The sequence below is a fragment of the Streptomyces sp. NPDC052225 genome, from assembly GCF_040679615.1.
Lineage (GTDB): Bacteria > Actinomycetota > Actinomycetes > Streptomycetales > Streptomycetaceae > Streptomyces.
In genome coordinates, this window is the sequence record NZ_JBFAVD010000002.1 from 290,470 (window position 1) to 312,953 (window position 22,484).

19 protein-coding genes and 1 pseudogene are annotated in these 22,484 nt (G+C 72.9%); 3 read left to right on the forward strand and 17 right to left on the reverse strand.

What is annotated here, in order from left to right; genetic code table 11:
• Nucleotides 1-14: 14 nt before the first annotated feature.
• Both AB0L37_RS04550 and xylA read right to left on the reverse strand, forming a co-directional pair.
• A complete protein-coding gene (locus AB0L37_RS04550) occupies nt 15-1,217 on the reverse strand; it encodes a sugar ABC transporter substrate-binding protein (protein ID WP_365500577.1) in 1,203 nt (400 codons plus the stop codon).
• A gap of 190 nt (nt 1,218-1,407) precedes the next feature.
• Entirely contained in the window at nt 1,408-2,586 is a 1,179-nt protein-coding gene (gene xylA / locus AB0L37_RS04555) for a xylose isomerase (RefSeq protein WP_365499987.1), read from the reverse strand.
• Nucleotides 2,587-2,897: 311 nt separating this feature from the next.
• Here xylA and yicI point away from each other — a divergent pair, with 311 nt between their 5' ends.
• The 3 genes from yicI to AB0L37_RS04570 all read left to right on the forward strand — a co-directional run bounded on the left by yicI (nt 2,898) and on the right by AB0L37_RS04570 (nt 7,118).
• The gene (gene yicI / locus AB0L37_RS04560; RefSeq protein WP_365499990.1) at nt 2,898-5,120 is read left to right on the forward strand and encodes an alpha-xylosidase; all 2,223 of its coding nucleotides are present in this window, start codon (nt 2,898-2,900) and stop codon (nt 5,118-5,120) included.
• Between the two features lie 54 nt (nt 5,121-5,174).
• Nucleotides 5,175-5,573 (forward strand): VOC family protein, encoded by a 399-nt coding sequence (locus tag AB0L37_RS04565; protein ID WP_365499993.1) that lies wholly within the window; start codon nt 5,175-5,177, stop codon nt 5,571-5,573.
• A 180-nt stretch (nt 5,574-5,753) separates the two neighbouring features.
• The gene (locus AB0L37_RS04570; protein ID WP_365499997.1) at nt 5,754-7,118 is read left to right on the forward strand and encodes an FAD-dependent oxidoreductase; all 1,365 of its coding nucleotides are present in this window, start codon (nt 5,754-5,756) and stop codon (nt 7,116-7,118) included.
• 57 nt (nt 7,119-7,175) lie between these two features.
• Here the strand turns inward: AB0L37_RS04570 and AB0L37_RS04575 are convergent, their stop codons facing one another.
• The 15 genes and pseudogenes from AB0L37_RS04575 to AB0L37_RS04645 form a co-directional block, all read right to left on the reverse strand.
• Entirely contained in the window at nt 7,176-8,162 is a 987-nt protein-coding gene (locus AB0L37_RS04575; protein ID WP_365500000.1) for an alpha/beta hydrolase family protein, read from the reverse strand.
• A gap of 19 nt (nt 8,163-8,181) precedes the next feature.
• Nucleotides 8,182-9,807 carry a phosphodiester glycosidase family protein gene (locus AB0L37_RS04580; RefSeq protein WP_365500003.1) on the reverse strand — a complete coding sequence of 542 codons (1,626 nt, stop codon included), beginning with the start codon at nt 9,805-9,807 and terminating at the stop codon, nt 8,182-8,184.
• Between the two features lie 111 nt (nt 9,808-9,918).
• Nucleotides 9,919-10,953 carry a hydrogenase expression/formation protein HypE gene (hypE, locus tag AB0L37_RS04585; RefSeq protein ID WP_365500006.1) on the reverse strand — a complete coding sequence of 345 codons (1,035 nt, stop codon included), beginning with the start codon at nt 10,951-10,953 and terminating at the stop codon, nt 9,919-9,921.
• A complete protein-coding gene (hypD, locus tag AB0L37_RS04590) occupies nt 10,950-12,071 on the reverse strand; it encodes a hydrogenase formation protein HypD (RefSeq protein WP_365500008.1) in 1,122 nt (373 codons plus the stop codon). The genes hypE and hypD overlap by 4 nt, the downstream gene beginning before the upstream one ends.
• A complete protein-coding gene (locus AB0L37_RS04595) occupies nt 12,068-12,706 on the reverse strand; it encodes a CBS domain-containing protein (protein WP_365500011.1) in 639 nt (212 codons plus the stop codon). The genes hypD and AB0L37_RS04595 overlap by 4 nt, the downstream gene beginning before the upstream one ends.
• Before the next feature lie 9 nt (nt 12,707-12,715).
• Nucleotides 12,716-14,044 (reverse strand): Ni/Fe hydrogenase subunit alpha, encoded by a 1,329-nt coding sequence (locus tag AB0L37_RS04600; RefSeq protein ID WP_365500014.1) that lies wholly within the window; start codon nt 14,042-14,044, stop codon nt 12,716-12,718.
• On the reverse strand, nt 14,041-14,823 hold the full coding sequence (locus AB0L37_RS04605; protein WP_365500017.1) for an oxidoreductase: 783 nt from the start codon (nt 14,821-14,823) through the stop codon (nt 14,041-14,043). Before AB0L37_RS04605 ends, AB0L37_RS04600 begins: the two co-directional genes overlap by 4 nt.
• The gene (locus AB0L37_RS04610) at nt 14,823-15,635 is read right to left on the reverse strand and encodes an FAD/NAD(P)-binding protein (RefSeq protein WP_365500020.1); all 813 of its coding nucleotides are present in this window, start codon (nt 15,633-15,635) and stop codon (nt 14,823-14,825) included. The genes AB0L37_RS04605 and AB0L37_RS04610 overlap by 1 nt, the downstream gene beginning before the upstream one ends.
• Nucleotides 15,632-16,096: a cyclic nucleotide-binding domain-containing protein gene (locus tag AB0L37_RS04615; RefSeq protein ID WP_365500023.1), complete on the reverse strand. Its 465-nt coding sequence runs from the start codon at nt 16,094-16,096 to the stop codon at nt 15,632-15,634. Before AB0L37_RS04615 ends, AB0L37_RS04610 begins: the two co-directional genes overlap by 4 nt.
• Nucleotides 16,093-17,229, reverse strand: a complete 1,137-nt coding sequence (locus tag AB0L37_RS04620; protein ID WP_365500026.1) for a 4Fe-4S dicluster domain-containing protein — start codon at nt 17,227-17,229, stop codon at nt 16,093-16,095. The genes AB0L37_RS04615 and AB0L37_RS04620 overlap by 4 nt, the downstream gene beginning before the upstream one ends.
• 105 nt (nt 17,230-17,334) lie before the next feature.
• Nucleotides 17,335-18,042 carry a universal stress protein gene (locus tag AB0L37_RS04625; RefSeq protein ID WP_365500029.1) on the reverse strand — a complete coding sequence of 236 codons (708 nt, stop codon included), beginning with the start codon at nt 18,040-18,042 and terminating at the stop codon, nt 17,335-17,337.
• A gap of 115 nt (nt 18,043-18,157) precedes the next feature.
• Nucleotides 18,158-18,670, reverse strand: a complete 513-nt coding sequence (locus tag AB0L37_RS04630; protein WP_365500032.1) for a flavodoxin domain-containing protein — start codon at nt 18,668-18,670, stop codon at nt 18,158-18,160.
• A 13-nt stretch (nt 18,671-18,683) separates the two neighbouring features.
• Entirely contained in the window at nt 18,684-19,394 is a 711-nt protein-coding gene (locus tag AB0L37_RS04635; RefSeq protein WP_365500035.1) for a CBS domain-containing protein, read from the reverse strand.
• 26 nt (nt 19,395-19,420) lie between these two features.
• Nucleotides 19,421-22,114, reverse strand: coding sequence for a GNAT family N-acetyltransferase (locus tag AB0L37_RS04640; RefSeq protein ID WP_365500038.1), 2,694 nt, complete (start codon nt 22,112-22,114; stop codon nt 19,421-19,423).
• Between the two features lie 110 nt (nt 22,115-22,224).
• Nucleotides 22,225-22,479, reverse strand: a pseudogene (locus AB0L37_RS04645) (HypC/HybG/HupF family hydrogenase formation chaperone); the annotation flags it as partial.
• Between the last annotated feature and the right edge of the window lie 5 nt (nt 22,480-22,484).

Consider the following 22,484-nt stretch of genomic DNA (forward strand, 5'->3'; position numbering starts at 1 on the left):
GTTCGTGTGTCCCCTCAGTTCCCGCTCGTGGCGCGGGCCTGCGCCTTCTTCAGCGCGGCCGCGCTGTCCTGACCGGTGAGTGCCGACTGGAAGGCGCTCTGGAGGGCCAGCGACACGGACGACCAGCCGGCTCCGACCTTCGCGGTACGGGAGCGGGCGGTGGCCACCTGGTCGGCGAGGGCGTCGAGTTCGGGCACTTCCTTGCGCCAGATCGCGGCGGCCTTCTCGTTGGCCGGGACCATCCAGCTGTTGCGCGCGTAGGTGATCTGCTCCTTCTCGGAGGACATGCACTCGATGATCTTCGCGGCGGTCTTCTCGCGGGCCGTGTCACCGGTGTTGGGCACGGTGAGGATGGCGCCGCCGAGCGGGCCGACCGACTTGTCGCCGCTCTTCGGGACGGGGATCTGCGCGATGCCCCAGTGCAGGTTCTTCTTGGTGTTGAGGGTCTCCACCTGCCACGGGCCGTTGATCATCATCGCGGCGTTGCCGGCCATGAACTGGTCGTTGACGTCGGCCTGGGTCCAGTTGACGGTCGACTTGGACAGGGAGCCGTCCTTGATGAGGCCCTTCCAGTAGTCGAGGGCCCCGGCGACGTTCTTGGTGTCCAGCTTCGTCTCGTCGCCGCCGTTGGACCACATGAACGGCGTGAACTGGAAGACGCCGTCCTCGGCGCCGCCCGCGCTGAGCGCGATGCCGTACTGCTTGCCCTGGGTGAGCTTCTTCGCGGTTTCCCGCATCTCGTCCCAGGTGGTGGGAACTTGGAGGCCCGCCTTCTTCAGGATGTCCTTGTTGTAGAAGAGGGCAAGGGTGTTCACCGTGCGCGCTGCGCCGTAGTACGTGCCCTTGTAGGAGCCGAAGTCGACGATGCCCTTGGGGATGTCCTTGGTGGACAGGCCCAGGGTGCGCAGGTCGACCAGGCCGCCCGGCTCCGCGAACGTCGGCATCTCGGAGGCGTCGAACTGGATGACGTCCGGGAGGGACTTGGAGGAGGCCATGCGCAGCGACTTCGTCATGACCTGGGCGGCCGGGACGCTCCGCTGCTCGATGGTGATGCCGAGCCGCGCGCTGCACCGCTTGAGGGTGGCCGCGTCCCAGCCGTGGTACGAGTCGTCGGTCGACGAGTTGAGGACGGTGTAGACGTCGTCGTCGCGCTGCTGGCCGCAGCCCGCGAGGGCGACGCCCGCGACGAGTGCGGAGACAACGGTGAGCGGGAGCACGGCCCGCCGGCCGGGACGGCGGCGCCTGGCGCGCGTCGCCTCCGGTGGAGTTACTGCTGTCACGGTGGTTGCCCTTGCCTGGGAGGGGTGGCCGGCCTCGACGGGACGCCCGTGTCCCGTCGAGGTGTTCGCTCCTGCCCGGTACGGCTCCGGCCTGCGCCGTACGGGTCGTGTCGCGTGAGGGCCGACGTCAGCGGACGCCGAGCAGATGGTCCATGGCGAGCTGGTCGAGCCGCTCGAAGGCCATCGAGCGCTCGGCGGCGGCCGTCACGTCGAAGTCCTCGAACGCGCCCCGGTCGCCGAGGAGTTCGGCAAGGCCTTCGGCGGCGGTCGGCTGCGCGAGCTGGTCGAGACGGGAGTCGAGCAGCGCCTGGCGGACCTCGGGGTCGGCGCGGAACGCGGCCGCCCGCTCCTTGAGGATCAGGTAGTTGCGCATGCAGTTCTTGGCGGACTCCCACACGCCGTCGAAGCCGTCGGTGCGCACCGGCTTGAAGTCGAAGTGGCGCGGGCCGTCGTAGCCGGAGCTCTCCAGGAGGTCGACGAGCCAGAACGCCTGGCGCACGTCGCCGGCGCCGAAGCGGAAGTCCTGGTCGTACTTGATGCCGGTCTGGCCGTTGAGGTCGATGTGGAAGAGCTTGCCCGCCCACAGCGCCTGGGCGATGCCGTGCGGGAAGTTCAGGCCCGCCATCTGCTCGTGCCCGACCTCCGGGTTGACGCCGACCAGCTCGGGGCGCTCCAGGCGCTCGATGAACGCCAGCGCGTGGCCGATGGTGGGCAGCAGGATGTCGCCGCGCGGCTCGTTGGGCTTCGGCTCGATGGCGAAGCGAAGGTCGTAGCCCTTCTCCGTGACGTACTCGCCGAGCAGGTCGAAGGCTTCCTTCATGCGGTCGAGGGCGTCGCGCACGTCCTTCGCGCCACCGGACTCGGCGCCCTCGCGTCCGCCCCAGGCGACGTAGGTCTTCGCGCCGAGTTCGACGGCGAGGTCGATGTTGCGGATCGTCTTGCGCAGCGCGAAGCGGCGTACGTCACGGTCGTTGGCGGTGAAGCCGCCGTCCTTGAAGACCGGGTGCGTGAAGAGGTTCGTCGTCGCCATCGGGACGGTGAGCCCGGTCGCGTCGAGCGCGGCGCGGAACCGCTTGACGGTCGCCTCGCGTTCGGCGTCCGAGGCGCCGAACGGGATCAGGTCGTCGTCGTGGAACGTGACGCCGTGCGCCCCGAGTTCGGCCAGCCGGTGCACGGACTCGACCGGGTCGAGCGCCGGACGCGTGGCGTCGCCGAAGGGGTCGTTGCCCCGCCAGCCGACGGTCCACAGACCGAAGGTGAACTTGTCATCGGGGGTGGGGGTGAAGCGGGTGGTCCGGTCGGACATGGTGCGGCCCTTACCTCGTGCTCGGCAACTCTGCTCGGCTGCGCCTGGGGGTGGCTCGGCGCCCGGCGAGCGCGTTTGTTTCCTGACATGACTAATACGCCATCAAGCGCTTCGACACCAGACCCTCCGCTGGATCTCACATCCCGTTACCCCTCCGTCACCTGGTGAATCACCGTGTCGAAGCGCTTCCGCGACCTGCCGTCACAGGGCCTATTGATCTTTTGTTTTCTGTACGATCAAATGCGACTTACAGACACTTCGCCTTCAAGGTCACACACAAGTGGGCGGACGGCACCACCCCGAGGAAGATCATGAAGTTCACCGACGGCTTCTGGCTCATGCGCGACGGCGTCGAGGCCTCCTACGCCACCGAGGTCCGTGACGTCCGCGCGGACGCCGACCGCTTCACCGCCTTCGCCTCGATCAAACGGGTCGAGCGGCGCGGCGACACCCTGAACTCCCCGCTCCTGACCGTGGACTGCTTCTCCCCCGCCGACGGGGTCATCGGCGTCCGGGTCACCCACCTCGCCGGCCGCAAGCGGCGCGGCCCTGAGTTCGACCTGCCGGGCGCGGACGCGGGCGCCGGTGCGGTGCGCCGTGACGGATCGCTGGTGGAGCTGACGAGCGGCGCCCTGTCGGTGCGGCTCGACGAGGCCGCGCCCTGGACGCTGTCCTTCCGGGACGCCGACGGGCGCGAGATCACCTCGGCGGGCCGCAAGGGCACCGCGTTCTTCACCACCGGCGACGGCACCCACCACATGGCGGGGCAGCTGACGCTCGGGGTGGGCGAGCAGGTGTACGGCCTCGGTGAGCGCTTCACCCCGTTCGTGAAGAACGGCCAGGTCGTCGACATGTGGCAGGCCGACGGCGGCACCAGCAGCGAGCAGGCGTACAAGAACGTGCCGTTCAGCCTGCACGTCTCCCCCGCCGGCGCGCACGGCGTGTTCGTCTCGCACCCCGGCCGGGTCAGCTACGAGGTCGGCTCGGAGTCGGTCGGCCAGATGCAGTTCAGCGTCGAGGACCAGACGCTGGAGTACTACGTGATCGCCGGCCCGACCCCCAAGGACGTGCTGCGCCGCTACACCGCCCTCACCGGCCGCCCGGCACTGCCGCCCGCCTGGTCGTTCGGGCTGTGGCTGACCACCTCCTTCACCACGCAGTACGACGAGGCGACGGTGACCTCGTTCGTCGACGGCATGGCCGAGCGGGACATCCCGCTGTCGGTCTTCCACTTCGACTGCTTCTGGATGCGCGAGTACCAGTGGTCGGACTTCGCCTGGGACCCGGACGTGTTCCCGGACCCGGAGGGGATGCTCGCCCGCCTCAAGGAGCGCGGCCTCAAGATCTCCGTGTGGATCAACCCATACATCGCGCAGAAGTCGGCGCTGTTCGAGGAGGGCACGGCCGAGGGCTACTTCGTGACGCGGGCCGACGGCGACATCTGGCAGTGGGACCTGTGGCAGGCCGGCATGGCGCTCGTCGACTTCACGAACCCGCAGGCCCGCGCCTGGTTCCAGGCAAAGCTGAAGGTCCTGCTCGACCAGGGCGTCGACTGCTTCAAGACGGACTTCGGCGAGCGCATCCCCACCGATGTCGTCTGGCACGACGGCTCCGACCCGGAGCGCATGCACAACTACTACACGCACCTGTACAACCGCACCGTCTTCGAGTTGCTGGAGAAGGAGCGCGGCAGCGGTGAGGCGGTGCTCTTCGCGCGCTCGGGCACGGCCGGGGGCCAGCAGTTCCCGGTGCACTGGGGCGGCGACTGCTGGTCGTCGTTCGGGGCGATGGCCGAGTCGCTGCGCGGCGGTCTGTCCCTGTCGCTGTCCGGGTTCGGGTTCTGGTCGCACGACATCGGCGGCTTCGAGGGCACGCCGGACCCGGCGGTGTTCAAGCGCTGGCTGGCCTTCGGCCTGCTCTCCTCGCACAGCCGGCTGCACGGCTCGTCGTCGTACCGGGTGCCGTGGGAGTTCGGCGACGAGGCCGTCGACGTGGCCCGGAAGTTCACGCTGCTCAAGCACCGCCTGATGCCGTATCTGTACGGGACCGCCGCCGAGGCCCGCGCCACTGGCGTCCCGCTGATGCGGCCGATGCTCCTGGAGTTCCCGGCCGACCCGACGGCCCGGGCCCTCGACCGTCAGTACATGCTCGGCCCGGATCTGCTGGTCGCTCCGGTGTTCTCCGCCGAGGGCGACGTCGAGTACTACCTGCCGGCGGGCACCTGGACGCACCTCCTCACGGGCGAGCGGGTGCAGGGTCCGGCCTGGCGCAGCGAGCGGCACGGGTTCGACAGCCTGCCGCTGTACGTCCGCGAGGGTGCGGTGCTGCCGCTCGGCGCGGACGACCAGCGCCCCGACGGCGACTGGCTCGACGGCCTGACCCTGCTCGTGGCGCCCGGAGCGGAGGACGTGACGGTGACGGTGCCCGACCACGACGGCGGTGTCGCGGCGACGTACCGGGTGACGCGGGACGCGGAGACCGGCGCCGTGACGGCGGCCGGGGACGGCCCCGCCCCGGAGGTCACCGTCCTCTGACCGCGGGGCCCAACTGCCCTGCGCGTGATCGCCCTTGCTGGTTTCATGGCGGCCATGACGCGCATCGACGGGGCCCCGGCCCGTTTCAAGGACCTCGCACTGGACGCCGTGGACCACCAGTCCCTCGCGGACTGGTGGTGCGCGGCGCTCGGCTATGTCCGCAGGCCGCTCGACAGCGGCGAGGAGCGGCCTGCCGCGTGGCCGGTGCCGCTGGTCGACCCGTCCGGCTCGGCCCCGCTGATCTGGATCAACCCGGTGGCCGAGGCCAAGACGGTCAAGAACCGCCTGCACCTGGACGTCTGGGGCGATGTGCGGCGGCTCGTGGAGCTGGGGGCGAGCGTGGTCCGGCGCCGTGACGCCGAGATCGACTGGGACATCCTGGCCGATCCTGAGGGCAACGAGTTCTGCGTGTTCACGGAGCCCGCGGACGCGGCGACGGACGCACCGGCCTAGGGCCTGCGAGGCAGGCGGGAGTCTGGCGACAGGCCCTGGCCCCCGGCAGCCCCCAAAGCAGATGTATGGCTTCTCATAACCTCGCCTTATGACCCCATAGACCTGACCCGCCTGCCAACTAAGGCTTGCCTTACTTTAAGATCTCTTCGAGTACCCCGAAATCGCTCGAAGGGAAACCTGATGCCTCGCCCTCTGCGGGTAGCCATTGTCGGAGCCGGTCCCGCCGGAATCTATGCCGCCGACGCGCTGCTGAAGTCCGCAGTGGCCGCCGACCCCGGCGTGTCCATCGACCTCTTCGAGCGCATGCCGGCCCCCTTCGGCCTGATCCGCTACGGCGTCGCCCCCGACCACCCGCGGATCAAGGGCATCGTGAAGGCCCTGCACCAGGTGCTCGACAAGCCCCAGATCCGGCTGTTCGGCAACGTCGACTACCCCCGTGACATCGACCTCGACGACCTGCGCGCGTTCTACGACGCGGTGATCTTCTCGACGGGGGCGACCGCCGACCGTGCCCTCGACGTCCCGGGCATCGAGCTCGACGGTTCCTACGGCGCCGCGGACTTCGTCTCCTGGTACGACGGGCACCCGGACGTGCCGCGGACCTGGCCGCTCGACGCCGAGAAGGTCGCCGTCCTCGGCGTCGGCAACGTCGCGCTCGACGTCGCCCGCATCCTCGCGAAGACCGCGGACGAGCTGCTGCCGACCGAGATCCCGGCGAACGTGTACGACGGCCTCAAGGCCAACAAGGCGCGCGAGATCCACGTCTTCGGGCGGCGCGGTCCCGCACAGGCCAAGTTCAGCCCCATGGAGCTGCGCGAGCTGGACCACTCGCCGAACATCGAGGTCATCGTCAACCCCGAGGACATCGACTACGACGAGGGCTCGATCACCGAGCGGCGGGCCAACAAGCAGGTCGACATGGTCGCCAAGACCCTGGAGAACTGGGCGATCCGCGACGAGGGCGACCGCCCGCACAAGCTGTTCCTGCACTTCTTCGAGTCGCCCGCCGAGATCCTCGGCGAGGACGGCAAGGTCGTCGGCCTGCGCACCGAGCGCACGGAGCTGGTCGGCACCGGCAACGTCAAGGGCACCGGAAAGTTCACCGACTGGGACCTGTCCGCCGTGTACCGCGCCGTGGGCTACCTCTCCGACGAGCTGCCGAAGCTGCCGTGGGACCTCGCCTCGGGCACCGTTCCCGACGAGGGCGGCCGGGTGATCCAGGAGTCCGGCGAGCACCTGCCGTCGACGTACGTGACCGGCTGGATCCGGCGCGGCCCCATCGGCCTGATCGGCCACACCAAGGGCGACGCCAACGAGACCGTAGCGAACCTCCTGGAGGACCACGCCGCCGGCCGGCTGCCGGAGCCCGTCACGCCCGCGCCGGAGGCCGTCGAGGCGTTCCTCGGCGAGCGCGGTGTCCGGTTCACCACGTGGGAGGGCTGGTACAAGCTCGACGCCGCCGAGAAGGCGCTGGGTGAGCCGCAGGGCCGCGAGCGCGTGAAGATCGTGGAGCGCGAGGGCATGCTCGACGCCAGCGGCGCCTGACCTGCCGCCGACGGGAATGCCGGGCCGGGGCACACGCCCCGGCCCGGCATTCGGCGTTCACGCGGTGTGCAGCGCGTCGAGCAGCATCGGCAGCGATGCGTGCAACTCCCGCTCCCAGTACGGCCACGCGTGCGTGCCCGGGCCGTAGAAGTGCGTCGTCAGCCGCCGGGCGCCGGCGTGCTCCAGGGCGCCCGCGAGTGCCTGGTTCTGCCGGTTGAAGTCAGCTTCCAGAGCGCTGGTGGCGCCGGGTGCGTCGAGCGGGCCCGTGGTGCCGTCGCCGCACGACAGGTACACGGGGATGTTCTTGAGGTTCTTCGCGAGGTAGTACGGGTCGTGCGCCTCCCACACGTCGCGCTGGGCGACCGGGTCGCCCCACACGCGGCGCGGGTCGTCGCCCTGGCCGCCGAAGAAGCCCATGATGCGGTTCACGGACTCGTCGTTCAGGAGCGGGTGGGCGGAGCCGGAGTAGGCGGCGGCCGCCTTGAACATCCCGCGGTGCCGGGCCGCGTACATCAGTGCTCCCTGGCCGCCCATGGACAGGCCCGCGACGACGCGGTCGGGGCCGGCGCCCCAGTCGCGTTCGAGCAGGTGCCTGAGCTCCTTGGTGTGGAAGGTCTCCCAGGCCGGGTCGCCGCCCTCACCGCCGTTCCACCAGTCGCTGTACCAGCCGTTCCAGCCGGCTTCCGGCATGACCACGAGGACGTCGCGCAGGGCGGCGATGCGGGCGACGTCGGTCTTGGCGGTCCAGGACGTGTAGTCGCCGCAGCAGCCGTGCAGCAGCCACAGGGTCGGCCAGTGCCGGCCCGGCTGCCAGCCTTCCGGGGTGAGCAGGCGGACCTTCACGGTGCGACCGCCGAGCGCTGATGACCGTACCGACAGGTCGACCTGACGGTCGGCGACCCGGGTGACGGCGACGACCTCGGCGCCGCGCGGGGGCGCCGCGGCGAGGGCGGCGCCCGCCGTCGGGAGCGGGGCGAGGACGAGGAGCAGGGCGGCCAGGACCAGCAGGAGCGGTCTGGCGCGGCGGGTGGTGGCGGCGGTCATGACGGCTCCCTGGATCGGTTCAGTGCGCGGCGGACGATCGGTCGGGGAGGATCAACAGGGCGTCTCCTACGGGGCGTTCACCGGTCGCGTCGGACGGCTGGTTGATCACGGCACCGTCGACGACCATCGTGGTGGAGCCGCCGCCGTCGAGGTTGATGGCGTCGCGCAGGCCGAGCGCACGGGCGACGCCGGCGCTCTCGGGGATGCTCAGGCCGAGCGATCCGGTGGCGCGTCCGTCGGCGGTGACGAGGACGGTCCGGCCCGCCGCGTCCACGCCGGCCAGCGTGCGCGGATTGCGTTTGTGGACCCAGCCGTAGAAGAAGCTCGGGTCGTTCGGTTTGACCATGCCGTCGGCGGCGACGGTGACGTGCGGGCGTCCGTCGCGGACGAGTTCGGGTCCGCCGTTGACGACGTCCGTGCGCGGGGACGGGGTGACGCGCCGGCCCTTGGCGTCGTGCAGGGTGCCCTGGACGCGCAGCGGGTGGCCGACCTGGGCGAGAGCGGTGAGCGCGGTCGCCTGGGCGCCGGTGGCCTGGACGGAGCTGCCGCCGTCGGGCAGCGGGCCGCCGCGCGGTGAACGCACGGAGAGGACCCGGTGGCGGGCGTCGAGAACGGCCTCCGCACCCTCGCCCGCCGGGGTGCTCGGGCCGAAGTCCTCGGTGAACGCGACGAGTTCGTCCGGGTCGGTGCAGGTCGCATCATGCAGCGGGCGTGCCGTGGGGGCGTCGTCGGCGGTGCCGCCGCAGTTCCTGATCAGGCCGGGGACCCGGTTGACGCCGTCGAGCGGCAGGGAGCCGTCGGGTCCGACGGCCCGTCCCTTCCAGGTGAGCCGCGTGACGCGACTGTCGGCCGCCGTGTCGCCGACGACGAGGCTCGGGCGCCCGTTGACCGGTTCGCTCAGCAGCCGTCCGTCGTAGACGCCGACGCCGGCCGGGTCGCCCGGGGCGCCGGCGCGCGGGTCGAGAACGAAGAACCCGGCGTTGACACCCGCCGTGGCGCCGGCCGTGCGCGCCAGGTCGCCGGTCGTCTCGCGGTCCTCCAGGTCGGGTCCGTACGAGGCGTCGAGCGTGCCGCGGAACCGGTGCGGGTCGATGGTCAGCACGTCGATCCGCCAGGGCCCGCGGTCGCCGGGGTCGCCGTCCCAGCCGGTGTAGAGCGCCGACCCGGCGTACCCGGCGTTCCGCAGGCGGGTGCGTTCCGCCGTCGCCGCGTCCTGCGAGGCGAACGTGCCGACGCGGACCCGCCAGCCGAGCGAACCGCCCGCGTAGTCGGCCAGGGCGGGAGTGACGACCTCCTCGGCGCGGGCGTCGAAGCCACCCGCGCGCAAGGCGGCGGTCAACGCGTCGGCGCTGACCCGGTCCTTGAGGGCGGTCGGCGGGGCGTCCGGGTCCGGGGAGCCCGCGCCGCCGGGGATGGACATCTCGACGGTCCACGCCATCGCGGGCGCGTCGGCGCCGCGCACGATGCGGGTGAGGGTGACGCCCGGCTGGAGCGTGCGGGTGGTCCGGGTCTCGGTGAGTCCGGCGGCGCCGAGCGGCAGCGGGCGGGCGGTCACCTCGGACGACGCCTGGGCCGGAGCGGGCAGGGCACTCATCAGGGCGAGGACGGCCAGGACCGTCCCCGAGCCGAGCAGTCTGCTGTTCACGTACCCCCCAGGCAGCGACACGGACCCCAGCAACGGTGCGCGACACCACGACCACCAGTCAAGGCATGCGCACGTCATTGGGCAGACGTACCGGGGCGGGCCCGTCGACGTTCAGCAGATCCTGGGGAGTTGTTCGCCCAGCGGCAGGTCGACGATGCGGCGGGCGCCGACCGAGGTGCGCAGGACGACGCGGCCGGGTGCGTCGGCGACTGCCTCGCCGATGCGGGTCGCGTCGGCGCCTTCCGGCAGCGAGCGCAGGGCGTCGAGCGCCGCGTCGGCGTGGGCGGGGTCCACGAAGGCGACCATGCAGCCTTCGTTGGCGACGGTGAGCGGGTCGAGGCCGAGGAGGTCGCAGGCCGCGGCGACGACGGAGGGGACGGGCAGGGACGTCTCGTCGATCCCGGCGCCGATCCGGGCGTCGCGGGCGATCTCGTTGAGGGCGGCGGCGAGGCCGCCCCGGGTGGGGTCGCGCAGGGTGTGCAGGGCCGGGCCGAGCGGCGCGAGCCGGGCCACGAGGCGGTGCAGGGGCCGGGTGTCGGAGGCGATGTCCGCCGCGAAGCCGAGGCCCTCGCGGGTGGACAGGACCGTGGTGCCGTGCAGGCCGATGGGGCCCGACAGGAGGATCGCGTCGCCCGGGCGGGCGCGGGCCGCGGAGGGGGTCAGGCTCGGGATGCGGCGGCCGATGCCGGTGGTGGTGAGGAAGAGGCGGTCGGCGGCGCCCCTCCCGACGACCTTGGTGTCGCCGGTGAGGACCGGCACGCCCGCCTCCCGGGCGGCCTTGCCCGCGGACTGGAGCACCTGGCGCAGCTCGGCCAGCGGCAGTCCTTCCTCCGCGATGACGGCCAGGGCGAGGGCGATCGGCAGGGCGCCGCGCATCGCGAGGTCGTTGACGGTGCCGTGCACGGCGAGGGAGCCGATGTCGCCGCCGGGGAAGAACAGCGGGCTGACCACGAACGAGTCGGTGGTGAGGGCGAGTTCGCCGTCGCCGGGCAGCAGCGCCGCGTCCTCCAGGACGCCGTCCGGCGGAATGCCGAGGGCGGGCAGCACGAGGTCGTCGAGGAGTTCACCCGTCAGACGGCCGCCGGCTCCGTGGCCCAGGAGGAGCGTGTCGTGGCCGGGTCGCGGCAGGGGGCAGTTGACGTTCACGGCGCACTCCTGACGGGCGGGGGGTCGGCGGCGCGGGTGCGGCCCGCCAGATGGAACGCGGCACAGGTGCCCTCGCTGGAGACCATGGGCGCGCCGAGCGGGGTGCGGGGTGTGCAGCGGGTGCCGTACGCGGTGCAGTCGGTGGGCAGGGCGGCGCCGGTCAGGACGGCGCCCGCGAGGCACGCCGGGTCCTCGACGGGGCTCAGACCGCCGACGTCGAAGCGCCGTGCGGCGTCGAACTCCTGGTAGGCGGCGGCGAGTTCGAAGCCGCTCGCCGGGATGACGCCGATACCGCGCCAGGCCCGGTCGGTGACGCGGAAGACCTCGGTGAGGGCGTCCTGGGCGTCCGTGTTGCCGTCGCGGCGCACGGCCCGTACGTACTGGTTCTCCACCTCGTGGCGGCCCTGCTCCAGTTGCTGGACGGTCATGAGGATGCCTTCGAGGAGGTCGAGCGGCTCGAACCCCGTGACCACAATGGGGACGTGGTGGCGGGCGGCGATCGGTTCGTAGGCGCGCCAGCCCATGACGGCGCAGACGTGCCCGGCGGCGAGGAATGCCTGGACCTCGCAGTCGGGGTCGTTCAGGAGCGTGGTCAGCGCGGGCGGGACGAGGACGTGGCTGACGAGGACGGAGAAGTTCGTCAGGCCGAGGCGCGCGGCGTGTAGGACGGCCATGGCGTTGGCGGGCGCGGTCGTCTCGAAGCCCACGGCGAGGAACACGACCTCCCTGTCCGGGAGTTCGGCGGCCAGGCGCACCGCGTCCATGGGGGTGTAGACGACGCGGACGTCGGCGCCGCGGGCCCGCAGGGTGAGCAGGTCGGTGGTGGAGCCGGGGACCCGCAGCATGTCGCCGAAGCTGGTCAGGACGGTGCCGGGCCGGGCGGCGATCGCCATCGCCCGGTCCAGGGTCTCCAGCGGGGTGACGCAGACCGGGCAGCCGGGGCCGTGGATCATCCGGATCCCGGCCGGCAGCAGCTCGTCGATGCCCTGGCGGACGAGAGTGTGCGTCTGGCCGCCGCACACCTCCATGATCCGCCAGGGCCGGGTGGCCGTGGCCGTCAGATCGGCGAGGAGCCGGCGGGCGAGGACGGGATCGCGGTATTCGTCCAGGTACTTCATGACGTACGGAAGTCCATGCGGACGTCGATGACTCCCTCGACGGCGCGGGCGAGACGGGCGGCGACCGGGACGAGGTTGCGGTTGCCGAGGTTCCCGCCGAAGGTGACGACGCCCTCGCGCACCGAGACGGTGACGGGCTGCTCGGGGAACAGGTAGGCGGCGACGGTGCGGCGCACCTCCTCCTCGATGTCGGAGTCGGGGCGCAGGAACACCTTGAGCAGGTCGGAGCGGCTGACGACGCCTTCGAGCATGCCCTCTGCGTTGACGACGGGGAGCCGTTTGACCTTGCTGTGCGCCATGACGCGGGCGGCCTCGGCGAGGGTGGCGTCGGCACGTACGCACACCGCGGGGCTGCTCATCAGCTCGCCCGCGCTGACCGCTCCGGCCTTGGCCAGGTCGGACAGGCGGCGCAGCTGGTCGTGGCGGGAGGGGTCGGCGTCGCGGAACTCCTCCTTGGGCAGCAGGTCGGCCTCGGAGACGACGCCGACGACACGGGACTCGCCCTCCAGGACGGGTACGGCGCTGACCTTCCACTGCTCCATGAGCGCGACGACCTCCTTGAAGGGGGCGTCGCGGCCGACGGCGACGACGGTGTGGGTCATGACGTCGCTGACGATGTGCGGACCGGTGTGCACGGTGGCCTCCTAGGGGTGCGGGGTGCGGTCGACGGTGAGATCGAGGAAGTGGGTGGAGCAGGAGATGCACGGGTCGTGGTTGCGGACGGCCCGTTCGCACAGGTGCGTCAACTCGGCGTCACCCATGTCCTGTTGGACCAGGGCGCTCTCGGCGAGGCGGCGCAGGTCCTCCTCGATGGCGCCCTGGTTCTGGGCGGTGGGCGGCACGAGCCGGGCGTCGGTGACCGTGCCGTCGGCGTCGAGGACGTAGCGGTGGTAGAGGAGTCCGCGGGGCGCTTCGGTGGCGCCGTGGCCGACGCCGGCGCGCGGGGGCACCTCCACGTACGGGCGCTCCGGCGGCTCGTAGGCGGCGATGATGCGCAGGGCTTCGTCGACGGCGTACACGACTTCGACGGCGCGGACGAGGATGCTGCGGAAGGGGTTGCGGCACTCCCCCTTGAGGCCCGCGTCGGACGCGGCCTGCCGGGCGACGGGTGACAGGGAGCGGTGGTTGATGGCGAACCGGGCGAGGGAACCGGTCAGATGGCGGCGGCCGCGCAGGGTGGCGTGCAGGGCGGTGGAGTGCGGGACCTGCTCCTCGGCGACCTCGCGGGTGAAGTCGGCGAGGGGGAACTGCCGTACGTCGTCGGCCTGTTGGGTCAGGACGGTGGGCGTCCCGGTGTCGATGGCGTACCGTCCGGGCTCGGACAGGGCCAGCAGGTCGTACGGGCACTCGGCGTCGGGGAAGTCGAAGCCCGCCGCCCAGCGCACGGTGTGCAGCGCGTCGTCGAGGGCGCGGCGCAACCGCTCGGCGAGGGGCTGGAGTTCGGCGCGGGTGGGGGCGCGGTGGAAGCCGCCGACGCGGACGTTGACGGGGTGGATGGCGCGTCCGCCGAGCTGTTCCAGGATCGCGTTGCCGGCTTGTTTGAGGCGCAGTCCGCGTTCGATGTCGGCGCGGTGGGTGCGGGCCAGGTCGATGGCGCCGTCGCGGCCGAGGAAGTCGGGGGCGTGCAGCAGGTAGATGTGCAGGGTCTGGCTCTCGATCCACTCGCCGCAGTAGAGCAGCCTGCGCAACTCCCTTATCCGGTAGGGGACTTCGATGCCGCAGGCGTCCTCGATCGCGGCGCAGGCGCTCAGCTGGTAGGCGACGGGGCAGATGCCGCAGACGCGGGCCGTGATGTCGGGGGGTTCGGTGTGGGCGCGGCCGCGCAGGAACGCCTCGAAGAAGCGTGGGGGTTCGTAGATCTGCAGGCGGGCCGCGGTGACGGCGGTGCCGGAGACGCTGAGGTGGAGGGCGCCCTCGCCTTCCACGCGGGCGAGCGAGCCGACGTGCAGGACACGTGATCCGCGGTGCGTCACGGCCGGGCCTCCGTGTCGTCGGTGGCATAGGTGTCGAAGGCGGCGGCGTTGAAGGTGCGCAGGAAGCGCTCGGTGTCGCGTTCGTCGAGGCCGTCGCGGTGCAGGACGGGGATGAGCGCGGGCAGGTTCACGGTGCCGGCCGGGCCGAAGCAGCCGTAGCAGCCGCGTCCGTACGCCGGGCAGAGCGCGCCGCACCCGGCGTGGGTGACGGGGCCCAGGCACGGGGTGCCGCGGGCGACGGTGACGCAGACCGTGCCGCGCCGCTTGCACTCGAAGCAGACGCTCTGGTTCGGGATGTCGGGCTTGCGCCCGGCGAGGAACGCCGTGAGGACTTCCAGGAGTTGGCGCCGGTCGATGGGGCAGCCGCGCAGTTCGAAGTCGACCTCGACATGGGCCGAGACGGGGGTGGAGGTGGCGAGGGTGTCGATGTAGTCGGGGCGGGCATAGACGGTGCGGCGGAACTCGTCGACGTCGGCGAAGTCGCGCAGCGCCTGGATGCCGCCTGCGGTGGCGCAGGCACCTATGGTGACGAGGTGGCGGGAGGCGGCGCGGATGGCGCGGATCCGCTCGGCGTCGGCGGCCGTGGTGATCGATCCTTCGACGAGGGTGAGGTCGTAGGGGCCCGGCTCGACCCTGCTCGACGCCTCCAGGAAGTGGGCGACGCGCACCGTCCCGGCGAGGCCGAGGAGTTCGTCCTCGCAGTCGAGGAGGGTGAGCTGGCAGCCGTCGCAGGAGGCGAGTTTGAACACGGCCAGCGTCGGGGTGTGCGTCACGGTCATCACAACTCCCTTACGGACATGAGGCGTTCGGCGCGGTCGAAGCCGATGACGGGGCCGTCGCGGCACAGCAGCACCGGGCCGAGCTGGCAGTGGCCGCAGTGTCCGGTGGCGCAGCGCATGTTGCGTTCCAGGGAGACCCGGATGCGGTCGGCGGGGACGCCGCGGTGGGCGAGGTCGCGGGCGGTGGCCCGGATCATCGGCTCGGGTCCGCAGATGAACGCGGTGGTCTGCGGCGGGTCGTACCGCGCCGCGTCCAGGAGCCGGGTGACGAGGCCGGTCTCGCCGCGCCAGCCGGGGCCGGGGTGGTCGACGGTGACGCCGGTGCTCGTGGTGCTCCACATCTGCGACTCGGCCGGATAGAGGAGGTCCTCGGGGGTGCGGGCGCCGATGAGGACGTTGAGCCGCCCGTACGCGTCGGGGGCGTCGACGGCGGCGCGCACGAGCGGGCGCAGCGGGGCGAGGCCGATGCCGCCCGCGACGACGAGCACGTCACGCCCGGCGGCCCGCTCCAGCTCCCAGCCCGTGCCGAACGGGCCGCGCGCACCGACCGTGTCGCCCACGCGGGCCCGGTACAGCGCGTCGGACACTGCGCCGACCGAGCGGACGGTGTGGGCGAGCACCCCGTCCGGTTCGACGGCGCTGACCGACAGCGGGATCTCCCCCACCCCGAACGCGTACACCATCGCGAACCGGCCGGGCGCGAACGGGCCGAGGCCGTGGCGGCGCCGGGCCGGGGCGATGCGCAGCGTGGCGGTGTCGGCGGTCTCCCGGACACGGTCCACCACGGTGTACGGGACGGGGGGCGGGCTCATCGGGGCAGTCCGCTGCCGTGCGGGGCGTACAGGTCGAGCAGGCGGGTGCGGGCGGCGAGCAGCCGGTGCGCGAGGACCCGGCCGACCCACTCGCCGACCTCGCGGCCCAGCTCAGGGTCGGCCTGGCACAGCGCGCGGACGGCCTGCGCGTCGAACTCGTAGGCGCGCACCGGCGAGACGGCCTCGGCGCCGAGCTGCCACACGTGCGGGGTGAACAGCCAGGACCAGCCGACGAGTTCACCGAAGCCGAGGGTCTCGATGACGGCCGGCCGGCGGCCGGGGACGTGCAGGTCGAGGGCGACGGTGCCGGACTTGATGATCCAGAACCGGTCGGCCTTGCCGCCCTCCTCGAAGAGCCGCGCGTCCTGCGGGAAGTTGACCTGCCGGGACAGGGCCATCAGCCGGTCGCGGTGGGGGGCGGGCAGGGCCTGCATCATCCGGGGGGTGGTCGTGGCGATCATTTCCGGGCCTCCTTCGCGAGCGCGTCGACCTCTTCGGTGAGGTCGATGCCGACCGGGCACCAGGTGACGCAGCGCCCGCAGCCGACACAGCCCGACGAGCCGAACTGGTCGTACCAGGTGGAGAGTTTGTGGGTGAGCCACTGGCGGTAGCGGCCGCGCGTGGAGGCGCGGACGGGGCCGCCGTGCAGGTGGCTGAAGTCGAGGTCGAAGCAGGAGTCCCAGCGCTGCCACCGCTCGGCGTGGTCGCCGGTGAGGTCGGTGACCTCCTCCGTGGTGGTGCAGAAGCAGGTGGGGCAGACCATGGTGCAGTTGCCGCAGGCCAGGCAGCGGGACGCGACGTCGTCCCAGCGGTCGGCGTCCGGGTTCGCGCCGAGCAGGGTGCGCAGGTCGACGGGCGGCATGGCGCGGCCCATACGGTCGCGGGCGGCGTCGACGGCGGCGCGCGCGGTGTGCTGTGTGTCCGGGTCGCTCGGGGTGTGCGGGAGCCGGGCGAGGATCCGCTCTCCGTCGGCGCTGCCGGCCCGGGCGACGAAACGGTGTCCGCTTTCCGGGAGTTGGGGCAGTTCGGTCAGGGCGAGGTCGTAGCCGGCGTCGGCGGCCGGTCCGCCGCCCATGGACACGCAGAAGCAGGTGGCGCCGGGTTCGGTGCACTCGACGGCGACGAGGAAGGCTCCCCCGCGGCGGCGCGCGTAGCCGTCGTCCGCGAAGCGGCCGCCGGCCAGGACCCGGTCCTGGATCGCGATGGCCCGCAGATCGCAGGGGCGTACGCCGAGGAACGCGTACGCGGGCTGCTCCGGCCGGTCCTCGGTGACGGTGAGGGTTCCGTCGGGGGCGCGGTCGGTCTGCCACAGCCGCTCGCGCTGCGGGTGCAGGAACGTCTTCCACGACTGCGGTCCCGCGGTGTGCGCGAACGCGGAGCCGTCGGCGCGGCGCACCAACCGGTAGCGTCCCGCGTCCAGTTCGGTGCCCCACCCCCACGGGAGTTCGTCGGCGCCGGTGAGCGGGGCGAGGACGATCGCGTCGTCCTGCACCGTGGGGCCGACGACCGTGCGGCCGTCGGCGCGCAGCGCCGCGACCAGGGCGTCGAGTCCGGCGCGGTCGATCAGGACCGGCGTGGCTGCGGACGGGTGCATCGCGCTCTCCCTCGGTTGCGTCGCCTGGTTCCTTCACATCCAGCGTTCTGCGCCGCAGGCCGCGGCGGCATGGGCCGAGTGGCCCCGGGGCCGGTCCATGCGCCCCTACGGGCCGTCCGGCACGACGGCGATCACCGCGCCCTCGGGGTGGGCGAGGAGGGCGCGCAGCCCCGGTTCGAGGCACGTGCCGGTGCGCCCGGCGACCAGGAGTTCCGCCCGCCGCGCGGCCCACACCAGGGCGTCGGCCGCGCTGAACCTGACGACGTCCGGCACGACGTCGACCTGCGGGTACTTGTGCCGCCAGGGGCGCAGCGCATCGGCGAGCAGCTGCGTCTCGTGGGCCTCCCACGTGGCCCGCTCCGCCTCCGGCACCGCGAACGGCCAGGCGCGCTCGACGATGTCGGGCAGCCGCCAGGCGTGGACGGCGCGCAGCGGGACCCCGAGCCGACGCGCGCGGTCGAAGGCGAAGTCCAGGGCCGGTTCGGCCGGGTGCCGGGCGTCGAGCATGAGGGCGATCTCGCGCGACCCTCCGCCGCCGTGTGCCGTCGTCGAGGGCACCACCACCGTGGGGCAGGGCGCCTGGGCGGCCACGGCGCGCACCTGGCGCGTGTCGTGCGCGCCGAGGACCAGCAGGCGGGCCGGCCGGGCCTCGCGCAGCACGGCGTCCGGCTCGCCTTCCTGTGTCACGTGCAGCCGCAGGCCGCCGCGGGCCGCCTCCAATGCCGCCCACTGCGCCGCGGCGCGGCCGTCCGCCGTACCGGCCGCCGTACCGGCCGCCGTACCGGCCGCCACCACAACCACCGCTTGTCGCACGGCTGTTCACCTCCACGGAGCGCCGGCGTCCGGTCGGCCGGCCCGCGCCCAGGCTCGCGCAGTGCGCGCGTGGCGCGGGAGGGCCGTTCGGTCCCTTGAAGGGGTGGTTCAGGGCCTAGGTCCGGGTCAGTTCCCGTCCGATCTCCGCGGCCCAGGTCGCGATCTGGTCGGCGTCGCGGAAGTCGCCGCCACGGCCGGACTTCACGATCATCCGGGCCGTGCGGCCACGGGTGTCGTCGGTGAGGCAGCCGCCGAACGTGACGTGCCCGCGGGCGTGGACCCGGTCGGCGACGCGGCGGACCGCGGGCACCGCGGGAATGTCGCGGCGCGTCGCCGAGTCGTCCAGCGGGCCGCTGCTGAACAGCCAGACGGGCCGGTCGGCGAGGACCTTCTCCGTGCGGCGGGCCAGCCGACGCGTGTCGCGGTGCCAGCGCCCCGCGTAGAGCGCGCCGCCGAGCACGACCGCGTCGTACTCCGCGAGGTCACGGACCTCGCCCGCGGGCCGCGTCTCGGCGGCGCAGCCCGTCTTCTTCAGGGCGTCGGCGATCTGCTCGGCGATGTCGGCGGTGGCGCCGCGCTTGGTCCCGTAGGCGACGAGGACCCGGGGGCGTGTGTCGTGCGTGTGCATGGTGTCGGCCTCCTCAGTGACCCCGCAGCCAGTCTTCCTGGATGCCGTGCAGTGCCTGCTCGTCCGGTTGCAGATGCGCGTCGTCGAGGCGGTAGGTCAGTTTGTCGACGACGGCGACGACACCGTCGATGTGTCCGGCCATGCGGGCGGCGATCTCCTTCTCGCTGCGCCGCTCCAGTTGTCCTGACAGCGTGACGACGCCCTCGTGGACCTGGACGGTGGCGGTCTGCGGGGAGAGCCACAGGGCGCGGACGAGGACTTCGTCGACGACCTCGCGGCGGATCTCCTCGTCGGCACGCAGGAACACCTGGAGCAGGTCGCGGCGGGTGACGATGCCGACGAGCCGGTCGGCCTCGTCGACCACGGGCAGCCGCTCCACCTTGTGGCGGGCCATCGTGCGGGCGGCCTCCGCGATGGTGTCGTCGGCGCGGGAGGTGACGGGCGGATCGGACATCAGCTGTCCCGCCGTACGGGCACGGGCCTTGCGGCGCGTGGTGCGTGCGCCCGGAGACAGGCGCGACCAGCGGTGCTCCCGCTCCCCCGCCTGCCGGACCAGCAGGTCCGTCTCGGAGATCACACCGATGACGTGCTCCTCCTCGTCCACGACGGGCAGTCCGCTGATGCGGTGCTGGTCGAGGAGGCGGACGACGTCCTTGAACGGGGTGGCGTACCGCACGCGGACGACGTCGCCGACCATCACGGAGCCGACTTTGCTGTGTTTCATGGTTCCTGCCTCCTTGGGGTGTTCGCTCAGCGCAGCCGGCGCAGGTACGGGTCGCGGGTGCGGGCCGGGGCGAGGCGGATGCGGGCGTCGAGGGCCGTGATGCCGTCGGGCCGGGCGAGGACGGGGTTGAGGTCGGCCTCGGTGAGCTGCGGCAGGTCGCTCGCCATGCGGGAGACGCGCAGCAGGAGGTCTTCGAGGCCTTCCAGGTCGACCGGTCCGCCGCCGCCGCGGCCGAACAGCAGCGGGGCGCACCTCGGTCCCGTGATCAGGTCGTGCACGTCGTGGTCGGTGAGGGGGGCGAGGCGTGCCGCGTGGTCGGCGAGGACCTCGGTGGCGGTGCCGCCGAGCCCGAACAGGACCAGCGGCCCGAACACGGCGTCCTGGACGACGCCGGTGAACAGTTCGATGCCGCGGGCGGCCAGCGGCTGGACGACCACGCCGGTGAGCAGAGCGCCGAAGCGGGTCTCGAAGTCCCGGTAGGCGGCGCGTACTTGGCTGTCGCCGCGCAGGTCGAGGTGGACGGCGTGCTCCTGCGTCTTGTGCAGCAGGCCGGGCCAGTGGGCCTTGAGGACCACGAGGCCGCCCTGCCCCTTGACGCGTTCGGCGGCGAGCACGGCGTCGTCCTCGGTGTCGGCCCAGGCCCACGGCAGTTGCGGGATGCCGTAGCAGTCGAGGAGGGCGGCGCAGGTGTGCGGGTCGAGGAAGCCGCCGTCCTCGTGGGCGGCGAGCCACTCCTCGACGAGGGCGGTGGCGCGGGCCGTGTCGATGCCGTCGAGGGCGGGGACGGTGCCCGCGGGCCGGGCCAGCCACCGGGCGCGCTCCGCGGCGTGGGCGAGGGCGCGGGCGGCGGCCTGCGGGTCGGCGTAGGCGGGGATCCGCCCCTCGTCGGCGGCGAGCAGACAGACGGGTTCGGCCTGGTCGAGGAGGACCGCGGCGACTGGGCGGCCGCGATCGCGCCCGGGGCTGTGGGTGAGGGACCGGACGAGATCGTCGCCGGTCGCGGCGGAGACGGCGGTGGGTACGAGGGCCACGAGGACCGCGTCGACGGACGCGCTGGCGGTCAGCACCTCGAAGGCGTCGCGCAGTTCGGCCTCGGTGACGGCGGCCCCGGCGTCGACGGGGTTGGTGGCGCGGGCGCCCGGCGGCAGCACGGCGAGAAGGGCGTCGACGAGGGCCGGGGGCAGCGGGGGCACACTCAGTCCGGCTTCGGCGAGCGCGTCGGCGGCGAGGACCCCGGCGCCGCCGGCGTTGGTGAGGACGGCGACGCGGCTGCCGGTGGGCAGCGGCTGGGCGTGCAACAGGGCCGCGGCGTCGAGGAGTTCGGGGACCGTGCGGGTCGCGGTGATCCCGGCCTGGGCGAACAGGGCCTGCCGGGTCATGGTGCGGGTCGCGGCCGCCGCGGTGTGCGAGGCGGCGGCGCGCCGGCCCGCTTCGGTGCGGCCCGCGTCGACGGTCAGGACGGGCATGCGGCGGGTGACACGGCGCGCGGTGCGCGAGAACGCCCGCGGATTGCCGAACGATTCGAGGTGCAGGAGCGCGAGATCGGTGCGGCCGTCGCTCTCCCACCACTGGAGCAGGTCGTTGCCGCTGACGTCGTATTTGTCGCCCAGCGACACGAAGCTGGACGCGCCGATGCCGAGCCGGGCGAGGCCGCCGAGCAGCGCGATGCCGACGCCGCCGGACTGGACGGCGACGCCCGCGGTGCCGGGCCGCGGGTGCGCGGCGGCGAAGGTGGCGTCCAGGCGCACGCCGACGTCGGTGTGGGCGATGCCGAGGCAGTTGGGGCCGACGAGGCGCATGCCGTGGGTGCGGCAGGTCTCCAGGAGGCCGGCGGCCTGGTCGGTGTCGAGCCCCGCCGTGACGACGAGCAGGGCGCGCACCCCGGCCTTGCCGCAGTCGGTGGCGACCGTGACGACCTCGGCGGCCGGGACGGCGACGACGACGAGGTCGGGCACCTGGGGCAGCGCGGACACGGACGGGCGGGCGTGCACGCCGAGCACGGCGTGGGCCTGGGGGTGGACGGCGTAGAGGCGTCCTGTGTACCCGGCGGTGCACAGGTTGCGCAGGATCGCCCGGCCGACGGAGCCGGGCTTGCGGCCCGCTCCGACCACGGCGACGCAGCGGGGGCGCAGCAGGGGGACGAGGCTGGCCACGTCGGCAGCCCGGCCCCGCTCCTCGACGGCAGTCAAGTAGCCCTCGTCATCGGCGAGTTGGACGGTGCAGTGGACCTCGGGTCCGTCGAAGCGGCGGGCGGTGCGCAGTCCGAGGTCGGCGAAGACCTTGAGGACCTCGTGGTTCTCGGCGAGGGCGTCCGCGGTGAACGCGATGATGCCCTGGGCGCGGGCCGCCGACACCAGGTGTTCGAGCAGGAGGGTGCCGACGCCGCGGTGGTGCCACTCGTCGCCGACCGCGAGGGCGATCTCGGCGAGGTCCGTGCCGGCGGCCCGCTCGTACTCGGCGACCCCCAGCAACTGCCCGTCGGCCTCGGCCAGCAGGCCGCGGTGGCCCTCTCGGGCGAGGCCGCACATCCGGTCGGCCGCCGCCTTGGCGGAGCCGCGGCTCACGCCGAAGAAGCGCAGCCGCAGATTCTGGTCCGACATCTCCTCGTACATGCCCTGCACCAGGTCGTGGTCGGACGCCCTGGGCGGTCGGATGCGGGCGGTGGTGCCGTCGGTGAGGAGCGCGTGCACCGCTCCCGTGGTCGCGTGCGTGTCCGTCATGGCGTCCGCCTTTCGCGTGGCCGTGCCGTGTCCTGCCCAGCGTCGGGCGTGCGGGCTCCGGGCCCCATGGGCTGCCCGGGCACCGCGGTGGGGCCGGTCGGCCCCCGCACGGGCAGCGGCACTCCCAGCTCGCCCTCCACGGCGTCGGCCATGGCGCGCAGCACGTCGAGGGTGCGCTGCGCCTCGGCCTCGTCGACGGTGGTGATGGCGAAGCCGACATGCACGACGACGTACGTGCCGACGGCCGCGTCCGGCGTGTACGCGAGACAGACCTCGCGGCGCAGTCCGCCGAAGTCAACGGTGGCCATGGGGAGTTGATGGCGCTCGTGGATCTCGATGATCCTGCCGGGGATGCCCAGACACATGAGGG

Coding starts and splice junctions, on each gene's coding strand:
- xylA (WP_365499987.1), bottom strand. CDS start 2,586: ATGTCCGACCGGACCACCCGCTTCACCCCCACCCCCGATGACAAGTTC.
- yicI (WP_365499990.1), top strand. CDS start 2,898: ATGAAGTTCACCGACGGCTTCTGGCTCATGCGCGACGGCGTCGAGGCC.
- AB0L37_RS04565 (WP_365499993.1), top strand. CDS start 5,175: ATGACGCGCATCGACGGGGCCCCGGCCCGTTTCAAGGACCTCGCACTG.
- AB0L37_RS04570 (WP_365499997.1), top strand. CDS start 5,754: ATGCCTCGCCCTCTGCGGGTAGCCATTGTCGGAGCCGGTCCCGCCGGA.
- AB0L37_RS04575 (WP_365500000.1), bottom strand. CDS start 8,162: ATGACCGCCGCCACCACCCGCCGCGCCAGACCGCTCCTGCTGGTCCTG.
- hypD (WP_365500008.1), bottom strand. CDS start 12,071: ATGAAGTACCTGGACGAATACCGCGATCCCGTCCTCGCCCGCCGGCTC.
- AB0L37_RS04605 (WP_365500017.1), bottom strand. CDS start 14,823: ATGACCGTGACGCACACCCCGACGCTGGCCGTGTTCAAACTCGCCTCC.
- AB0L37_RS04610 (WP_365500020.1), bottom strand. CDS start 15,635: ATGAGCCCGCCCCCCGTCCCGTACACCGTGGTGGACCGTGTCCGGGAG.
- AB0L37_RS04615 (WP_365500023.1), bottom strand. CDS start 16,096: ATGATCGCCACGACCACCCCCCGGATGATGCAGGCCCTGCCCGCCCCC.
- AB0L37_RS04620 (WP_365500026.1), bottom strand. CDS start 17,229: ATGCACCCGTCCGCAGCCACGCCGGTCCTGATCGACCGCGCCGGACTC.
- AB0L37_RS04630 (WP_365500032.1), bottom strand. CDS start 18,670: ATGCACACGCACGACACACGCCCCCGGGTCCTCGTCGCCTACGGGACC.
- AB0L37_RS04635 (WP_365500035.1), bottom strand. CDS start 19,394: ATGAAACACAGCAAAGTCGGCTCCGTGATGGTCGGCGACGTCGTCCGC.
- AB0L37_RS04640 (WP_365500038.1), bottom strand. CDS start 22,114: ATGACGGACACGCACGCGACCACGGGAGCGGTGCACGCGCTCCTCACC.